The sequence below is a fragment of the Streptomyces sp. NPDC002838 genome, from assembly GCF_040295365.1.
Taxonomy (GTDB): domain Bacteria; phylum Actinomycetota; class Actinomycetes; order Streptomycetales; family Streptomycetaceae; genus Streptomyces.
This window is the reverse complement of record NZ_JBEOVF010000007.1, coordinates 199,702-216,394: the sequence shown is the minus strand read 5'-3', so window position 1 is coordinate 216,394 and position 16,693 is coordinate 199,702. Positions and strand designations below refer to the sequence as shown.

The 16,693-nt window shown below is 70.1% G+C and carries 17 protein-coding genes and 1 tRNA gene; 7 read left to right on the top strand and 11 right to left on the bottom strand.

The features are described from left to right. Positions 1–68: 68 nt before the first annotated feature. On the top strand, positions 69–1,142 hold the full coding sequence (locus ABT063_RS12570; RefSeq protein WP_351057239.1) for a M23 family metallopeptidase: 1,074 nt from the start codon (positions 69–71) through the stop codon (positions 1,140–1,142). Positions 1,143–1,151: 9 nt separating this feature from the next. Here ABT063_RS12570 and ABT063_RS12565 read toward each other — a convergent pair whose 3' ends face one another. The 8 genes from ABT063_RS12565 to ABT063_RS12530 form a co-directional block, all read right to left on the bottom strand. After that, positions 1,152–2,021, bottom strand: coding sequence for a Cof-type HAD-IIB family hydrolase (locus ABT063_RS12565; RefSeq protein WP_351057238.1), 870 nt, complete (start codon positions 2,019–2,021; stop codon positions 1,152–1,154). 119 nt (positions 2,022–2,140) lie between these two features. Then, complete coding sequence (locus ABT063_RS12560; RefSeq protein WP_351057237.1) at positions 2,141–3,043, bottom strand: LLM class flavin-dependent oxidoreductase; 903 nt, start codon at positions 3,041–3,043, stop codon at positions 2,141–2,143. Positions 3,044–3,094: 51 nt separating this feature from the next. Next, positions 3,095–3,541, bottom strand: a complete 447-nt coding sequence (locus tag ABT063_RS12555; protein ID WP_351057236.1) for a hypothetical protein — start codon at positions 3,539–3,541, stop codon at positions 3,095–3,097. A 52-nt stretch (positions 3,542–3,593) separates the two neighbouring features. Beyond that, positions 3,594–4,142, bottom strand: coding sequence for an RNA 2'-phosphotransferase (locus tag ABT063_RS12550; protein ID WP_351057235.1), 549 nt, complete (start codon positions 4,140–4,142; stop codon positions 3,594–3,596). Positions 4,143–4,264: 122 nt separating this feature from the next. Next, positions 4,265–5,212 carry a MerR family transcriptional regulator gene (locus tag ABT063_RS12545; protein WP_351057234.1) on the bottom strand — a complete coding sequence of 316 codons (948 nt, stop codon included), beginning with the start codon at positions 5,210–5,212 and terminating at the stop codon, positions 4,265–4,267. Continuing rightward, a complete protein-coding gene (locus ABT063_RS12540) occupies positions 5,209–5,913 on the bottom strand; it encodes a metal-dependent hydrolase (RefSeq protein ID WP_351057233.1) in 705 nt (234 codons plus the stop codon). Before ABT063_RS12540 ends, ABT063_RS12545 begins: the two co-directional genes overlap by 4 nt. Then, a complete protein-coding gene (locus ABT063_RS12535; protein WP_351057232.1) occupies positions 5,910–7,682 on the bottom strand; it encodes an SDR family oxidoreductase in 1,773 nt (590 codons plus the stop codon). Before ABT063_RS12535 ends, ABT063_RS12540 begins: the two co-directional genes overlap by 4 nt. Beyond that, on the bottom strand, positions 7,679–8,521 hold the full coding sequence (locus ABT063_RS12530; protein ID WP_351057231.1) for a M24 family metallopeptidase: 843 nt from the start codon (positions 8,519–8,521) through the stop codon (positions 7,679–7,681). The genes ABT063_RS12535 and ABT063_RS12530 overlap by 4 nt, the downstream gene beginning before the upstream one ends. Before the next feature lie 232 nt (positions 8,522–8,753). Between ABT063_RS12530 and ABT063_RS12525 the strand changes: the two genes are divergently transcribed. From ABT063_RS12525 to ABT063_RS12500, 6 genes are all read left to right on the top strand, one after another. After that, positions 8,754–9,764 carry an ABC transporter ATP-binding protein gene (locus tag ABT063_RS12525; RefSeq protein WP_351057230.1) on the top strand — a complete coding sequence of 337 codons (1,011 nt, stop codon included), beginning with the start codon at positions 8,754–8,756 and terminating at the stop codon, positions 9,762–9,764. Beyond that, positions 9,754–10,662 (top strand): ABC transporter permease, encoded by a 909-nt coding sequence (locus ABT063_RS12520; protein ID WP_351057229.1) that lies wholly within the window; start codon positions 9,754–9,756, stop codon positions 10,660–10,662. Before ABT063_RS12525 ends, ABT063_RS12520 begins: the two co-directional genes overlap by 11 nt. Then, a complete protein-coding gene (locus ABT063_RS12515; RefSeq protein ID WP_351057228.1) occupies positions 10,659–11,570 on the top strand; it encodes an ABC transporter ATP-binding protein in 912 nt (303 codons plus the stop codon). Before ABT063_RS12520 ends, ABT063_RS12515 begins: the two co-directional genes overlap by 4 nt. Positions 11,571–11,580: 10 nt before the next feature. Next, on the top strand, positions 11,581–12,300 hold the full coding sequence (locus ABT063_RS12510; protein ID WP_351057227.1) for an ABC transporter permease subunit: 720 nt from the start codon (positions 11,581–11,583) through the stop codon (positions 12,298–12,300). Positions 12,301–12,390: 90 nt separating this feature from the next. Continuing rightward, positions 12,391–12,633, top strand: coding sequence for an SGM_3592 family protein (locus ABT063_RS12505; RefSeq protein WP_351057226.1), 243 nt, complete (start codon positions 12,391–12,393; stop codon positions 12,631–12,633). Positions 12,634–12,898: 265 nt separating this feature from the next. After that, a tRNA-OTHER gene (locus ABT063_RS12500) sits at positions 12,899–13,004 on the top strand. Between the two features lie 90 nt (positions 13,005–13,094). On the opposite strand, the gene ABT063_RS12495 is transcribed toward ABT063_RS12500, so the two are convergent. From ABT063_RS12495 to pheA, 3 genes are all read right to left on the bottom strand, one after another. Further along, on the bottom strand, positions 13,095–13,898 hold the full coding sequence (locus ABT063_RS12495) for an HAD family hydrolase (RefSeq protein WP_351057225.1): 804 nt from the start codon (positions 13,896–13,898) through the stop codon (positions 13,095–13,097). Further along, on the bottom strand, positions 13,895–15,172 hold the full coding sequence (gene serS, locus ABT063_RS12490; protein ID WP_351057223.1) for a serine--tRNA ligase: 1,278 nt from the start codon (positions 15,170–15,172) through the stop codon (positions 13,895–13,897). Before serS ends, ABT063_RS12495 begins: the two co-directional genes overlap by 4 nt. Before the next feature lie 529 nt (positions 15,173–15,701). Next, entirely contained in the window at positions 15,702–16,634 is a 933-nt protein-coding gene (gene pheA, locus ABT063_RS12485) for a prephenate dehydratase (RefSeq protein ID WP_351057222.1), read from the bottom strand. Positions 16,635–16,693 lie beyond the last annotated feature (59 nt).

Sequence of the window (16,693 nt, the reverse complement as noted above, 5' to 3'; positions counted from 1 at the left end):
GCAACCCGTCCCCCAGCCGTACGACTTGAACAGGACCGCACCGACCCGCGCGGGCCACGATCGCTGACATGCGCTCACCTCGCCGCCATCCGCTGCTCGTTCCGGCGCTGCTGTGCGCGTTCGCCGTGCTCTTGCTCGCGGCCCACCCCACCGGCGCCTCCGGCGACGGCGACCACGGCAACCACGGCGCCCCCGACACCGGAATCAGCGGGCAGGTGGCCCGGCTGTACGAGGACGCGGCCGTGGCGACGCAGCAGTACGAGGCGGGGCGGCGCGAGGCCGAGGCGCAGCGGGGGCGGGCCGAGCGCTACGAGGCGCTCCTCGACCGCGAGCGGCGGGACATCGCCGTCCTGCACGAGGACCTGGGCCGGATCGCGCGGGCCCAGTACCGCAGTGGCGGCGGTCTTCCGCTCACCGCGCAGATGATCGTCGCGGAGGACCCCGATGAGCTGATGCGCGGTCAGCGGGCCGTGTGGCAGGCGGATCTGGCCGTCAACAACGCGATCGGCAAGAGCCGGCGGGCCGAGGCGCGGCTCGCCGCGGACGAGGCGAAGGCCGAGGCGGCCTGGCAGGCGCTGGAGCGGCGGAACACCGAACTCGCCGACCTGAAGCAGGGCATCGAGGAGCAGCTCGAAGCGGCGCAGTGGCAGTTGCAGGGCCAGGCCGACGCCACCGTCGCGGCCGGTTCCTGCCGTGGTGCCGTCCGGCTGGACCAGCCGCAGACGGACTTCACGAGCGCGTGGGTCTTGCCGGTGGAGACGTACACGCTGTCCGCGGGGTTCGGCAGCGGAGGTGCGCGGTGGGCGAACCGGCACACCGGGCAGGACTTCGCGGTGCCGATCGGCACGCCGGTGCGGGCCGTCGGCGCGGGCCGCGTGGTGAAGGTGTCGTGCGGCGGCGCCTTCGGCATCGAGGTCGTGATCGCGCACGCGGGCGGCTACTACACGCAGTACGCCCACCTCGCCGCCACCGCCGTCAACCAGGGCGAGCAGGTGAGCACCGGGCAGTGGATCGGGCAGTCGGGCAGCACCGGCAACTCCACCGGCCCGCATCTGCACTTCGAGGTGCGGCTCACGCCGCAGATGGGGTCGGCGGTCGATCCGGTGCCGTGGCTGTCGGCACGGGAAGTGAACCTCGGCTAGCCGGAGCCGCTACTCCCGTTCCGCCAGCAGCTGTTCGATCACGACCGCCACCCCGTCATCGTTGTTGGCCACCGTCTGTCCGGACGCGGCCTCCATCACGTCCGGATGCGCATTGCCCATCGCGTACGACCGGCCCGCCCAGGTGAGCATCTCGACGTCGTTCGGCATGTCCCCGAAGGCGACGACCTCCTCGTGCGAGATGCCGCGCTCGGCACAGCACAGGGCGAGCGTGCTGGCCTTGGAGACACCGGGGCCACTGATCTCCAGCAGGGCACTGGGGCTGGAGCGGGTGACGTTGGCCCTCTCGCCGATCGCGAGGCGGGCGAGGGTGAGGAAGGCGTCCGGGTCGATCGTGGGGTGGTAGGCCAGGATCTTGAGCACCGGCTCGGCGGCGCCGGGGCCGTCCGGCGCCAGCAGTTCCTCGGCGGGCGCGAGATCGTCGGGGATCTCCATGTGCAGCTTCGGATAGTCCGGCTCCTGGTGGAAGCCGTACGTCTGCTCCACCGCGTACACCGTGCCCGGCGCCGCCTCGCGCAGCAGCCGTACGGCGTCCAGCGCGTTCTCCCGCTCCAGCTCCCGCACCTTCACGAACCGGTGGGTGCCGGGGCCGCCGTGCAGGTCGACCACCGCGGCGCCGTTGCCGCAGATCGCCAGCCCGTGGCCGTGGACGTGGTCGCTGACGACGTCCATCCAGCGGGCCGGGCGGCCGGTGACGAAGAAGACCTCGATGCCCGCCTCCTCGGCGGCGGCGAGGGCCGCGATCGTCCGCGGGGAGACCGACTTGTCGTCGCGCAGCAGGGTGCCGTCGAGATCGGTGGCGATCAGCCGCGGCGGGACGGTGGCGGCCGGGGTCTCGGGCTGTCGAGTCGCTGAGGTCACCCGGCCATTCTCCCGCACGGGCCCGCACGGTCGTGCGGGAGTCCGCACAGGTGAGTGGTCACCGCTCTCACCAGCGCCGTCACCTTCCATCGCGCCCGGGACGGGCACCGCTGGCACGCTCACCGCAGCTGCGCCGGTGCCTCCATGGCGATCTGCTCGAAGACCTTCTCCTCCGCGGCGAAGTCCGAGTCCGGGATGGGCCAGTGGATCACGATCTCGGTGAAGCCCAGCTCCTGGTGCCGGCCCGCGAAGTCCACGAACGCGTCGAGGGACTCAAGTGGGCGGGCGCGGTCCGGGGTGAAGCCGGTGAGCAGGACCTTGTCCAGCGCGCCCGTATCGCGGCCCAGCGCGGCGCATGCGTCGGCCAGCCTCTCGGCCTGCCGGTGAATGGCTTGAACCGACTGTTCAGGAGTGCCGTTCTCGTACAGCCGGGGGTCACCGGTGGTCACCCACGCCTGTCCGTATCGCGCGGCGAGCTTGAGTCCGCGCGGCCCGGTCGCCGCCACAGCGAAGGGCAGCCGGGGGTGCTGCACACAGCCCGGGATGTTGCGCGCCTCGTGCGCCGAGTAGAAGTCGCCCTGGTACGACACCGAGTCCTCGCTGAGCAGCCGGTCCAGCAGCGGGACGAACTCGGCGAACCGATCGGCGCGCTCGCGCGGGGTCCACGGCTCCTGCCCGAGCGCGGTGGCGTCGAATCCGGTGCCGCCCGCTCCGATGCCCAGTGTGACCCGGCCGCCGGAGATGTCGTCCAGGGAGATCAGTTCCTTGGCGAGGGTCACCGGATGCCGGAAGTTCGGCGAGGTCACCAGGGTGCCCAGGCGCAGCCGGTCGGTGATGGCCGCGGCGGCGGTCAGCGTCGGCACGGCACCGAACCACGGGCCGTCCCGGAAGCTGCGCCAGGACAGGTGGTCGTAGGTGTAGGCGGTGTGGAAGCCGAGCTGCTCCGCGCGCTGCCACGGCTCGCGACCCCCCTCGTGCCAGCGGCGGTACGGGAGGATCACGGTGCTCAGGCGCAGACTCATGTGTCGAGCGTATGCGGCTGGAGGTGTTTCACGTGAAACAGCCACGGAGGGTCATCGCACGCGGCTGCTCAGCCATGGGCTGAGGTTGACCATCGGTGTCCACTCCTTGTGCGTACGGTCGCCGGGCAGCGGCACGATCAGGAAATAGCCCGGCGGGAAGCGGCGGCCCCTGACGTAGGCGAGGTCGCCGAAGACGGAGTGGAGGAAGGCCGGAACATCGTCGCGTGCGATGTCGGGGCACTCGACGCCCTCGACCTCGATCAGCGCGTCGTCCTCGGGATACAGACGCACGCTCACCCGGGGCACGCCGCCGAACTCGACGAACGCCTCGTGGGGCAGGGAGCCGTCCGGGTCGGTGGTGACGCCGACGCCCGCGGCACTGCGACGCGAGGTCTGGTCGGCGCCGATGTCGTGGGTGACCTCCATCTCGCGCGCGTACTCGGCGGCGATGGCACGGAGGGCGGTGACGGCGGCCTCCGTGGTAGGGAAGTGGTCCATACCACCGATCATCGCGGAAAGGGGACCCGCGCGGCAGGGAAACGGGCGGCTGTCAGTGCGCCTCGGGGAACCGCAGATACTGCGGCGGTACGGATTTGGTCAGCCATACGCCGTTCGCGCTCACGTGGAAGACATGGCCGTCGCGGTGCATGACGCCTGCGTCCACCGACAGCACGACGGGTCGGCCGCGGCGGGCGCCGACCCGGGTGGCGGTCTCACGGTCGAGTGAGAGGTGCACGTCGTGCCGGTTCATGGGCATGAGCCCCTCGCCGCGGATCGCGTCCAGGTAGCGGGCCACGGTGCCGTGATAGAGGTACGGCGGCGGGGTCGCCGACGGCAGTCCGAGATCGACGTCGATGCTGTGGCCCTGGCTGGCGCGGATCCGAGTGCCCTCGATCGCGAAGCGCTGCTTGTCGTTGGCGGCGACCACGTGGTCCAGCTCCTCCCGGGCGAACCGGAACCCATGAGCGGCGGCCGCGGCGATCAACGTGTCGATCTCCACCCAGCCGCCTTCGTCCAGCATGAGGCCGATCCGCTCGGGCTGGTGCCGCAGGTGCTTCGAGAGGTACTTCGACACCTTCACGGTACGTCTCTCATCCATGTCACCAGCCTGCAAGGAGAGATGTGAATCACGCGAATGATTTTGTTCCAGATGTTTGATCCACAACCAAGTGCAGTTATCCACAGGGGAATTGGCGATTCTGTGGACAACGACCCTTCGATTCACGGGCTTTCGTCAAGATCAGCTGATGAACCGTGATTTGACGTGAGCCGGTCCAAGGTGCGTGCCCGCACCTCCCGTTCGGCGGCCAGCGTGATGAACTCCGCCGCACGCTCTTGGCCAACCAGCGCCTCCACGGCCCGCATTGTCTCGGCCGGTATCGCCACGAAACGCCGTCGATCCTCAAGAGCGGGCGTCTCGTCCGCACCCAGCCGCTGCCGCAGATTCCGGACGGCGAACAGGCGCATCGCCCGGGCGAGTTCCGCGTCCACCGTCTGCTGCGCGAGCGGGCGCAGCCGTCGTACGAGTGAGGCGGCCTCGGCCGCGTCCGCGTCGGTCGGACGGTGCGTACCGTCGAGATAGCGGGCGAAGACGTGCTCCGTCGTGAACTCCAGGAAACGGCCCGCGATGTGCTCGACCTGACTCCTCAACTCCCTGAGATGGCCCGAGATCGCGGACAGCGGCACGCCGGCGGCGTGCAACTCCGCCGCCACGGCCAGTTCTTGAGGACTGGGCACGAGAAAGGAGTCGTCGTCATCGGGCACCGGCTCCAGTACGCCCAGCTCGACGGCCTCGGCGACCGCCGCGTCGTCGGGGACGCCGCCGAACCGTTCGACCAGCTCGGCGCGCGAGATCCGGCCCGGCTGCTCGTCGGTCCACGGACCGTCCACCTCCGCGACCAGCCCGAGCACCCCGCCGAGGCCCCGGCCGGCGTCCCACGCCTCCAGGAGCTCCTTGATGGAGGCCAGGGTGTATCCGCGGTCGAGGAGGTCGGCGATCTGGCGCAGGCGGACGAGGTGGGCGTCCGCGTAGACGTTGGCACGGCCACGGCGCTGGGGGCGGGGGAGGAGCCCGCGGTCCTGGTAGGCGCGGATGGTGCGGACCGTGGCACCGCTGAGGTGCGCGAGGTCCTCGATCCGGTAGGCGGGCCCCTCCGCCGCGTCGGTCACGAGGCCGCCCTCGCCGCCGGTGACCTCCTCAGGTACTCCACCGCCCGGCTCAACGACCCCTCTCGCGACGGGTGGTACGACCGCCGCGGGTAGCGGGGTATCGTCGCGCCCAGCTCCCGCCACGAGGGCAGCAGCCCTTGGCGTACGGCCTGGTGGTGCGCCGTGAGGGAGTAGCGGGAGCGGTCGGCGAGCTCGGGGTCGTGGCGCATCAGGTACGCCGTCCCCCACAGCCACATGTCGAGCATGACCGGCGCGGTGACGGCCAGGCCGGCGATACGGCGGGCGTATCGGGGTGCGCCGGTGCCGCCGCAGTGCTGGTACAGGTCGAAGGCGATCGCGCGGTGTTCGACCTCCTCCGCGCCGTGCCGGCGCAGCAGGTCGAGCATGACCTCGTCGGCATCGGCCCGGTCCGGGCCCTCGGCGGCGAGGACCCAGTCGCCGAGCACCGCCGCGAACTGCTCGATCACCGCCACGACCGCGAGCCGGAAACGCAGCCACTCCCGCCGCGGTATCGGCGCGTCGCGCAGTGGACGTTCGCCGAGCAGCCGCTCAGAGAGGAAGTCGACGTACTTGGTGAAGCCGGCGGTGGCCAACCGCCGCGCGGCCAGCTCCCGGCGGGGGAGCGGATCCGGTGCGGGAGTGCGCGACCAGTCGAAGACGACCCGGCGCGGGGCGATTCCGGGGTGTTCCCGAGGACTCACAGCGGCGGCTCCAACCGTGCGATCGCCCGCAGAGCCCGGGGCGTGAAGCGGGACATGAGGCGGGCGCCGCGCGCCTCGGGCGTCACCGGGACCACGGCTTCATCGCGTACGACCGCCCGCAGGATCGCGTCGGCGACCTTCTCCGGCGGGTAGTTCCGCAGCCCGTACAGCCGGGCGGTCCGCTTCTGGCGTCGCCTCTCCTCGTCGGCGTCGACGCCCGCGAAGTGCGCGGTGGAGGTGATGTTGGTGTTGACGAAGCCGGGACATACCGCGGTCACCCCGATGCCCTGGCCGGCCAGCTCCGCGCGCAGGCACTCGCTCAGCATCAGCACGGCCGCCTTGGAGGTGCTGTAGGCGGGCAGTGCCTTGGAGGGCTGGTACGCCGCCGCCGACGCGGTGTTGACGATGTGACCGCCCTGCCCGCGCTCGGCCATCTGCCGGCCGAAGAGCCGGCAGCCGTGGATCACGCCCCACAGGTTGACGTCGAGGACCTTCTTCCAGTCCTCGGGAGTCGTGTCGAAGAACGATCCGGACAGGCCGATCCCGGCGTTGTTCACCAGGACGTCCACCACGCCGTACTCGGCGGCGACCTTCCCGGCGAGTTTCTCCATGGCCTGCTCGTCGGAGACGTCGACCGGCTCCGCCCAGGCCTCCGGGGCGCCGATCAGCCGCGACAGCTCGGCGGTGCGGGTGGCGGCCTCCGCGTCCCGGTCGACGGCCACCACACGGGCACCGGCCTCGGCGAAGGCGAACGCCGTGGCCCGCCCGATGCCGCTGCCCGCACCGGTGACCAGGACGAGCTGTCCGCCGAAGCGGTCGGCGTACGGGCCGCTCGCCTTGGGCGCCGGACTTCCTCCCTCTACGGCCGTCACGAACTCCGTGACCCATGCCGCCAGCTGGTCGGGCCGGGTGCGGGGCACCCAGTGCTTGGCCGGGAGGGTGCGGCGGGTCAGCCGCGGAGCCCACAGCTCCAGCTCGTCGTGGAGCTCCTCCGACAGAAACCTGTCCTTGAGGGGCGTGATGAGCTGCACGGGCGCGTGCGCGTAGGCGTCCGTACGAGGGCGGCGCAATCGGGCACGTACGTTGTCCCGGTACAACCACGCCCCGTGTGCCGCGTCCGTCGCCAGAGACGAGGTCGGGTAGCCGTCGCGGGGGGCCTTCTCGACACGCTCCAGGATCCTCGGCCAGTGCTTGCCGAGCGGGCCGCGCCAGGCCAGTTCGGGCAGCACGGGCGTGTGCAGCAGGTACACGTACCAGGACTTGGCGCCCTGGCCGAGCAGCTGGCCGACCCGGCGCGGGGTCGGGCGCCTCAGCCGGTTGTTGATCCAGTGGCCGAAGTGGTCGAGGGACGGTCCGGACATCGAGGTGAACGAGGCGATCCGGCCCTCGGTGCGTCCCACGGTGACGAACTCCCAGCCCTGCACCGAGCCCCAGTCGTGCCCCACCACGTGCACCGGGCGGTCCGGGCTGACCGCGTCGGCGACGGCCAGGAAGTCGTCCGTCAGCTTCTCCAGCGTGAACCCGCCGCGCAGCGGCCGCGGCGCCGTGGACCGGCCATGGCCGCGGACGTCGTACAGCACCACATGGAAGCGCTCGGCCAGTCGGGACGCGACCTCGGACCACACTTCCTTGCTGTCCGGGTAGCCGTGCACAAGGACGACCGTCGGTCCCGAGGGGTCCCCCAGCTCGGCGACGCACAGCTCGACCCCGCCGGTCCGCACCCGGCGCTCCCGCGCGCCCTCCCGCCCCGTCTGCGAAAAGCCCGTCACTTCTCCTCCGCCCAGCGCCGCACATGCGGCAGATCGTCGTCCAACCAGAAGGCGCTCTGCTCGGGGTCCCGGGAGTCGGTGACGACCAGGATCTCCTCGAACTTCGCGCCCGTGCCCCGGAAGCCGAGATGCGGTTCGACCGCCCACAGTCCCGGCTGCGGCGGATGGTCGGAGAAGCGGTATGGCGACCACAGCGGGGACCAGCCCTCGCGGTGGCCGTGCAGCGCGTCGGCGGCCAGGCCTTTCAGGGACTGCGTGCCGAACCCGAAGACATGCGGTGACCAGCGGCGCTGCCTGACCCTGTCGACCTTGTGCGCGATCACGCCGAAGGGGTAGGCACGGTGCCGGTTGGCATAGCCCTGGCGGACCATGAGGCGGTCCACGTCCTCATAGATCTCGCGCAGCGGTCGGCGCTCGCGAGCCGAGTTCAGGATCAGCTCGCGGTGTGCCTCCAGGTCGGCCATCAGCCTGTCCTGCACCGGGTTCACGCCCAGGGAGCCCGAATACCCGATGTCCGCGGTGTAGCCGTCGTACACCGGGGCCATGTCCAGGATGAACGGCATCCCCGGCTCCAGCCGACGATTCGTCGGGAAGAACTGCAGGGGCACGCGGAAGTTGACGAACGCCGTGCGGTCACCGAACCAGGCGAACGGCAGATGGAACCAGTCCCTGACCCCCCGCTCGCGCAGCCACGCGCGCTGCATCCGGGCCACCTCGCGCTCGGTCACGCCCGGCTTCAACTGGGCCGCGACGGCTTCCGCGCACTCGTACGCCAGCCGCTGGACCTGCCTGAATCCCCGCAACCGCGCGGAGAGTTCGCCTGTCACCGCCGTGGTCATGCCACCGCCCCACCTGTCCGCACCGACGCCATGCCGACTGCGCTACGTGTCCGTAACTTGACACTGGCGAATGTGACAGTCATTAGAGGCTGCGTCAATAGGCCTGGCCGGGCTGTGGACAACTCCGCGGATGCGGACAACGGGGACGCCGTTGTTCGACCTCAGGGTGACCCTTAGGGCCCCGTACGCCTGAAGTCTGATACCAAGACGGCTCTGCGGAGTGACGACCGGCATGGTCCGCGTCACTACCGTCGAAGGCGTGACTGTGATCGCGACCGAAAGCCTGAGCAAGCGGTTCCCCCGGGTAACCGCGCTTGACCGGCTCTCCGTGGACGTCGGGCCCGGTGTGACCGGACTCGTCGGAGCCAATGGAGCCGGCAAGTCCACACTGATCAAGATCCTGCTGGGTCTGTCCCCCGCCACCGAGGGCCGCGCCGAAGTGCTCGGACTCGATGTCGCCACCAAGGGCGGTGACATCCGCGAGCGGGTCGGTTACATGCCGGAGCACGACTGCCTGCCGCCCGACGTCTCGGCCACCGAGTTCGTCGTCCACATGGCGCGCATGTCCGGCCTGCCGCCGACCGCCGCGCGCGAGCGCACCGCAGACACCCTGCGCCACGTCGGTCTGTACGAGGAGCGCTACCGACCCATCGGCGGCTACTCCACCGGCATGAAACAGCGCGTCAAGCTCGCGCAGGCCCTCGTCCACGACCCGGAGCTGGTCTTCCTGGACGAGCCGACCAACGGCCTCGACCCGGTCGGCCGCGACGAGATGCTCGGGCTGATCCGCCGGATCCACACCGACTTCGGCATCTCCGTCCTGGTCACCTCGCACCTGCTGGGCGAGTTGGAGCGCACCTGCGACCACGTCGTCGTCATCGACGGCGGCAAGCTTCTGCGCTCCAGCTCGACCACCGACTTCACGCAGACCACGACGACTCTCGCCATCGAGGTCACCGACACCGACGAGCACCCGGACGGCACCCGCGCGGTGCGCGACGCGCTCCACGCGCGCGGGGTGGACGTCCTCGACAGCGGCGGCGGCCTGCCGGGCGCCGGCCACGTGCTGCTGCTCACCGCGCAGGGTGAGGAGACGTACGACCTGGTGCGCGACGTGGTCGCGGACCTCGGCCTCGGCCTGGTGCGCATGGAACAGCGCAGGCACCACATCTCGGAGGTCTTCAACAGCGACGACGAGAGCAGCGACGTACAGCGGAAGGAGGCGGTCGGCCATGGCGGTTGAGCACCCCGTAGCGGCACCTTCAGGTGACCAGACCCGCATCCACAACATCGGCTACCGCAATTACGACGGCCCGCGCCTGGGCCGCACCTACGCCACCCGTTCCCTGTACTCGCAGTCCCTGCGCGGCGCCTACGGCCTCGGCCGCTCGGTCAAGTCCAAGGTGCTGCCGATGCTGCTGTTCGTGGTGATGTGCGTGCCCGCGGCCATCATGGTCGCCGTGGCCGTCGCCACCAAGGCCAACGACCTGCCCGTCGACTACACGCGCTACGCGATCGTCATGCAGGCCGTGATCAGCCTGTACGTCGCCTCGCAGGCACCTCAGTCCGTCTCGCGCGATCTGCGCTTCAAGACCGTACCGCTGTACTTCTCACGGCCCATCGAGACCGCGGACTACGTGCGCGCGAAGTACGCGGCGCTGGCCTCGGCGATGTTCGTCCTCACCGCCGCCCCGCTGCTCGTGCTCTATGTGGGCGCTCTGCTGGCCAAGCTGGACTTCGCCGACCAGACCAAGGGATTCGCACAGGGACTCGTCTCCGTGGCACTGCTCTCGCTGCTCCTCGCCGGCCTAGGCCTGGTCATCGCGGCGGTCACGCCGCGCCGCGGCTTCGGCATCGCGGCCGTGATCGCCGTCCTGACCATCTCCTACGGCGCCGTCTCCACGCTCCAGGCCATCGCCGAGGTGCAGAACAGCGCCGGATCCATCGCCTGGATCGGTCTGTTCTCGCCGGTCACGCTCATCGACGGAGTGCAGTCCGCGTTCCTCGGCGCGAGCTCGGCGTTCCCCGGAGGCGTCGGCCCGACGAACGGGGAGGGCGTGGTCTACGTCCTCGTCACCCTGGGCCTGATCGCCGCCTGCTACGGCCTCCTGATGCGCCGCTACCGAAAGGTCGGACTGTGACCACGCTCTCCATCGACCACGTATCGCGCTGGTTCGGCAACGTGGTCGCCGTCAACGACATCACCATGACCATCGGCCCCGGAGTCACCGGCCTCCTCGGCCCCAACGGCGCCGGAAAGTCCACCCTCATCAACATGATGGGCGGCTTCCTGGCCCCGTCCACCGGCACCGTCACCCTCGACGGACAGCAGGTGTGGCGCAACGAGACCATCTACCAGCACATCGGCATCGTCCCCGAGCGGGAGGCGATGTACGACTTCCTCACCGGGCGCGAATTCGTGGTCGCCAACGCCGAGTTGCACGGCCTCGGCGCCAAGGCGGCCCAGAAGGCGCTCGCCACGGTCGAGATGGAGTACGCGCAGGACCGCAAGATCTCGACGTACTCCAAGGGCATGCGGCAGCGGGTGAAGATGGCGAGCGCGCTCGTCCACGACCCGTCGCTGCTCCTGCTCGACGAGCCCTTCAACGGCATGGACCCGCGCCAGCGCATGCAGCTGATGGACCTGCTCCGGCGGATGGGCGACGAGGGCCGCACTGTGCTGTTCTCCTCTCACATCCTCGAAGAGGTCGAACAACTCGCCTGGCACATCGAGGTGGTCGTCGCGGGCAGGCACGCGGCCAGCGGCGACTTCCGCAAGATCCGCCGCCTGATGACCGACCGACCGCACCGCTACCTCGTGCGCTCCAGCGACGACCGCGCCCTCGCGGCCGCGCTGATCGCCGACCCGTCCACGTCCGGCATCGAAGTCGACCTGACGGAGGGCGCGTTGCGCATCCAGGCCGTCGACTTCGGCCGGTTCACGGCCCTGCTGCCGAGGGTCGCCAGGGACCACGGCATCAGGCTGCTCACGGTCTCGCCGTCCGACGAGTCCCTCGAGTCCGTCTTCTCGTATCTCGTCGCGGCGTAGGAGGCCCATGATGTACGACCCCACAGTCGCCCGGCTCACCTACCGGGCTCTGCTCGGCCGTCGCCGGGCCCTCATCCTGGGCGCGCTGCCGCTGTTGCTGATCGCCATCTCCGTGGTGGTGCGCGGCCTGGCAGGCGCCGACGACCAGACCGCGTCGGACCTGTTGGGCGGGCTCGCGCTCGCCACCATGGTGCCGATCATCGGTGTCATCGCGGGAACGGGCGCGATCGGACCGGAGATCGACGACGGTTCGGTGGTGTACCTGCTGTCCAAGCCGGTGAAACGGCCGACGATCATCTTCACCAAGCTGATCGTCGCCATCGCGGTGACGATGGTGTTCTCGGCGGTGCCGACGCTGATCGCCGGCCTGATCCTCAATGGCAACGGCCAGCAGATCGCCGTCGCCTACACGGTGGCCGCGCTGGTCGCCTCCATCGCGTACGCGGCGCTCTTCCTGCTCCTGGGGACGGTGTCCCGGCACGCGGTGGTGTTCGGGCTCGTCTACGCGCTGGTCTGGGAGGCTCTGTTCGGCTCCCTGGTGTCCGGGGCGCGCACGCTCAGCGTCCAGCAGTGGTCGCTGGCCGTGGCACAGAAGGTCGCCGGCGGGGACATCGTGACCTCGGACGTCGGGCTGCCCACGGCGACGGTGCTGCTGGTCGTCGTCACCGTGCTCGCCACCTGGTACGCCGGACAGAAGCTGCGGTCGCTGACGCTCGCGGGCGAGGAATGACAAGTCCTGGTTCTTGACGGAGGCTTCACCTCTGCCCGGGCACACTGGGCAAAGGGGATGCACGGGGACGCACGGCTGGGAGGATCGGGGATGGCAGGCGAGATGGCGGAGAGCGACGGTCGCGAGCGAGCCGGGTCCGGGGACACGTGGGACGACCTCGTCCTGGACGAGGAGTTCATACGGTCCGCCGAGACCTCCGAGCCGTCCGCCCGGGCCCGGATGCTGGCGGCGCGGTGGCGCAACGAGAAGCCCGAGCCCCAGCCGTGGCGTTCCGACGAGCCGCCCGCGGGGTGGTTCTTCAGCAAGCGTCGGCGCAGGTGGCGGCGCCGGTAGCCGCAGCGCGGGTGCCCTGATAATTCGGTGGCGTCCAACTCGTCGTACAGGCACAGTGGTTGTGTCCACGACGCCGGATCGAGCCGGCGCCACGTACTGGGGAGGAGTTCGGCGATGTCCATGCACGACAGTCCGTTGAGCTCCCCACAGGGCAGCCCGCGGCGGGCTCCGGAGTAGTTACGCCTCTGTCGAGCCCGCCCGCACGGGGGGCTGCCCGGGCGGCCGCTTCGAGCACGCGAATCGCACTCGCGTGGGCCGCCCTCCCGGAGGATTGGCCGAGTGGTAAGGCACCGGTTTGCGCTGTGTTCAATCAAAGGCAAGCCGTGGTCGGGCTTGAAAAGCCCGCGCACGTTCGATCCGTGCATCCTCCGCGAGACGTTGTCACTGGGACCGGGCCGGACTGCAGGGCTGGGGTACGTCAGACTGGCGCCCGGCGTTGCAGGCTGTGCCAACAGCGGTTGCTACCCCAGCAGTCGCTCCAGAACCACCGCGATCCCGTCTTCCTCGTTCGACGACGTCACCTCGTCCGCCACCGCCCTCAACTCCTCGTGGGCGTTGGCCATCGCCACCCCATAGGACGCCCAGGCGAACATCGGGATGTCGTTGGGCATGTCGCCGAAGGCGATCGTGTCGGCTGCCTTCATGCCCAGACGGCGGGCCGCCAGGGACAGGCCGGTCGCCTTGGAGAGGCCGAGGGGGAGGAGTTCGACGATTCCCTCGCCGGCCATCGCGACGGTGACGAAGCCGCCCGCGGCCTGGCGGGCCGCCTCGGCCAGCTGGTCGTCGGAGAGTTCGGGGTGCTGTATGTAGATCTTGTTCAGCGGGGCGGTCCAGAGGTCGGACGCGTCCGTGAAGGGGGTCGCGGGGAGCCTGCCGGTCACCGCGTAGCCCGGCCCCACCAGCACCTCGCCGTCCAGGCCGTCGCGGCTCGCCGCGAGGAACAGCGGGCCGACCTCCGCCTCGATCTTGGCCAGGGCGACGCCCGCAAGTTGGCGGTCCAGGGTCACCGACGTCAGCAGGCGGTGCTCGCCGGCGTGGTACACCTGTGCGCCCTGACCGCAGACCGCGAGGCCGTCGTAGCCCAGGTCGTCGAGGATGTGCCGGGTCCACGGCACCGCGCGGCCGGTGACGACGATGTGCGCGGCGCCCGCCGCGGTGGCCGCGGCGAGCGCCTCACGGGTGCGTGGCGAGACCGACTCGTCGGAGCGCAGGAGCGTTCCGTCGAGGTCGGTGGCGACGAGTCGGTAGGGGAATGCCGGGCTCACTTGGCGACCGGCTCCAGGACCTCCCGGCCGCCGAGGTACGGACGCAGCACCTCGGGGACCCGGACGGAGCCGTCGGTCTGCTGGTGGTTCTCCAGGATCGCCACGATCGTGCGCGGTACGGCGCACAGCGTGCCGTTCAGCGTCGCCAGCGGCTTGACCTGCTTGCCGTCGCGGACGCGGATCGACAGGCGGCGGGACTGGAACTCGGTGCAGTCCGAGGTAGAGGTCAGCTCGCGGTACTTGCCCTGGGTCGGGATCCACGCCTCGCAGTCGAACTTGCGGGAGGCCGAGGAGCCCAGGTCACCGCTGGCCACGTCGATCACGCGGTACGGCAGCTCCAGGGAGTTCAGCCACTGCTTCTCCCAGTCCAGCAGGCGCTGGTGCTCGGCCTGCGAGTCCTCCGGGGCGACGTACGAGAACATCTCGACCTTGTCGAACTGGTGCACGCGGAAGATGCCCCGGGTGTCCTTGCCGTGCGAGCCGGCCTCGCGGCGGAAGCACGGCGAGAAGCCCGCGTAGCGCAGCGGCAGGCGGTCGGCGTCGATGATCTCGTCCATGTGGTACGCGGCGAGGGGGACCTCGGAGGTGCCGACGAGGTAGAGGTCGTCCTTGTCGAGGTGGTAGACGTCCTGGGCCGCCTGGCCGAGGAAGCCGGTGCCCGCCATCGACTGGGGGCGGACCAGCGCGGGGGTGAGCATCGGCGTGAAGCCGGCCGCGGTGGCCTGCGCGATCGCCGCGTTCACCAGCGCCAGCTCCAGCAGCGCGCCCACACCCGTCAGGAAGTAGAAGCGCGATCCCGAGACCTTCGCGCCGCGCTCGACGTCGATCGCGCCGAGGATCTGGCCGAGCTCCAGGTGGTCCTTGGGCTCGAAGCCCTCGGCGCCGAAGTCGCGGATCGTGCCGTGCGTCTCCAGCGTGACGAAGTCCTCCTCGCCGCCCACGGGCACGTCCGGGTGGACGAGGTTGCCGAGCTGGACGAGCAGCTCCTGGGTCTCGGCGGCGGCCGCGTCGCGCTCGGCGTCGGCCGCCTTGACGTCGGCGGCGAGCTGGCTCGCCTTCTTCAGGAGCTCGGCCTTCTCGTCTCCCGAGGCCTTGGGGATGAGCTTGCCGAGTGCCTTCTGCTCGGCACGCAGCTCGTCGAAGCGGACGCCGGACGACCTGCGCCGCTCGTCGGCAGACAGGAGGGAGTCGACGAGCGCGACGTCCTCTCCACGGGCGCGCTGCGACGCACGCACACGGTCGGGGTCCTCACGGAGCAGGCGAAGGTCAATCACGTGCTCAAGGCTACCGGTGCGGGGTGACGGCCCACGACTCACTATTCCGTACCGCGCCTTACGTTCCGTTATGGGGCAATTGCCCCAGGTATTCCCCTGTGTCAATAAAAGCCACCCCACTCCCTGGAACGGGGCACGTGGAAGGCGGCGAGTTGACTCGAATCCCTTGCGAGGAAAGGGACTTGGGGTCTGGTTGTCCACAGGAATCCACACCCCGCGAAGAGTTATCCACAGGCTGTGCGGAAGATCTGTGGACATCGGAATTGATCAATCCGAAACGAGCGTGTGACACCCAGGATTCCCGACGTAAACCCTGCTTACCCCCACTTTCAGGTGGAAATGGTTCGCCCCAAAGGGTGGAGCAAGGGAAAAGAGTGGACGAAGGGTGATGTGCGCGACGGTGAACAGCAAGGTGGCCTGTAGGGCGATTTGTCGACTGACTCACGCTTCGTTGTCGACTTGTCCCCAGGTCGAGAAGCCCACCTGTGGATAACACCTGTGGATAACGAAAATAGGCAGGTAGGACTGGCTAGAACCGGCCGTCCTGGCACCGCGCCACCCAGTCCGCCGCCGAGACGAACTCCTCGTCCGAGGTCCCCGGCAGCGGAGGCCGTACGTCCGCCACCCCCACGTCCGCACGCGGGTACGAGCCGAGGAAGCGCACCTGGAGGCAGATCCGCTTGAGCCCCATCAGGGCCTCGGCGACGCGGCGGTCGGAGATGTGGCCCTCGGCGTCGACGCAGAAGCAGTAGTTGCCGATGCCGGCACCCGTGGGCCGGGACTGCAGCAGCATCAGGTTTATGCCCCGTGTGCCGAACTCGCCCAGCAGGTCGCGCAGGCCGCCGGGGTGGTCGTCGCGCTGCCACAGCACGACGGAGGTCTTGTCGGCGCCGGTCGGGGCGGCGGGCCGGGCGGGCCGGCCGACCAGCACGAACCGCGTCTGGGCGTTCTCCGCGTCGTGGATCTCGGTCTCCAGGGCCTCGAGGCCGTACCGGGAAGCGGCGAACTCACCCGCGAAGGCCGCGTCGTAGCGGCCCTCCTGGACCAGACGGGCGGCGTCCGCGTTCGAGGCGGCCGACTCCCAGGTGGCGTCCGGGAGGTTCTTCCGGAGCCAGTTGCGCACCTGCGGCTGGGCGGCCGGATGCGCGGAGACCGTCTTGATCTCCGAGAGCTTCGTGCCCGGCCGGACCAGCAGCGCGAAGGTGATCGACAGCAGTACCTCGCGGTAGATCATCAGCGGCGCGCCCGCGACCAGCTCGTCGAGCGTCGTCGTGATCCCGCCCTCGACGGAGTTCTCGATCGGCACGAACGCGGCCTCGGCCTCCCCGACGCGCACCGCGTCGAGCGCGGACTGCACGGAGACGTAGGGGATCAGTTCGCGCGTGGCCGCCTCGGGAAGCGTGCGCAGAGCGACTTCGGTGAAGGTGCCCTCAGGGCCGAGATACGCATAGCTCGCTGGCATGACCTCACCCTAATGGGCCCAGGGAACCGCATCCCCGATAAGCCCTCTCAGAGGTGACT

Coding starts and splice junctions, on each gene's coding strand:
- ABT063_RS12570 (WP_351057239.1), top strand. CDS start 69: ATGCGCTCACCTCGCCGCCATCCGCTGCTCGTTCCGGCGCTGCTGTGC.
- ABT063_RS12555 (WP_351057236.1), bottom strand. CDS start 3,541: ATGGACCACTTCCCTACCACGGAGGCCGCCGTCACCGCCCTCCGTGCC.
- ABT063_RS12505 (WP_351057226.1), top strand. CDS start 12,391: ATGGCAGGCGAGATGGCGGAGAGCGACGGTCGCGAGCGAGCCGGGTCC.
- ABT063_RS12525 (WP_351057230.1), top strand. CDS start 8,754: ATGGTCCGCGTCACTACCGTCGAAGGCGTGACTGTGATCGCGACCGAA.
- ABT063_RS12530 (WP_351057231.1), bottom strand. CDS start 8,521: ATGACCACGGCGGTGACAGGCGAACTCTCCGCGCGGTTGCGGGGATTC.
- ABT063_RS12510 (WP_351057227.1), top strand. CDS start 11,581: ATGTACGACCCCACAGTCGCCCGGCTCACCTACCGGGCTCTGCTCGGC.
- ABT063_RS12560 (WP_351057237.1), bottom strand. CDS start 3,043: ATGAGTCTGCGCCTGAGCACCGTGATCCTCCCGTACCGCCGCTGGCAC.
- ABT063_RS12550 (WP_351057235.1), bottom strand. CDS start 4,142: ATGGATGAGAGACGTACCGTGAAGGTGTCGAAGTACCTCTCGAAGCAC.
- ABT063_RS12520 (WP_351057229.1), top strand. CDS start 9,754: ATGGCGGTTGAGCACCCCGTAGCGGCACCTTCAGGTGACCAGACCCGC.
- pheA (WP_351057222.1), bottom strand. CDS start 16,634: ATGCCAGCGAGCTATGCGTATCTCGGCCCTGAGGGCACCTTCACCGAA.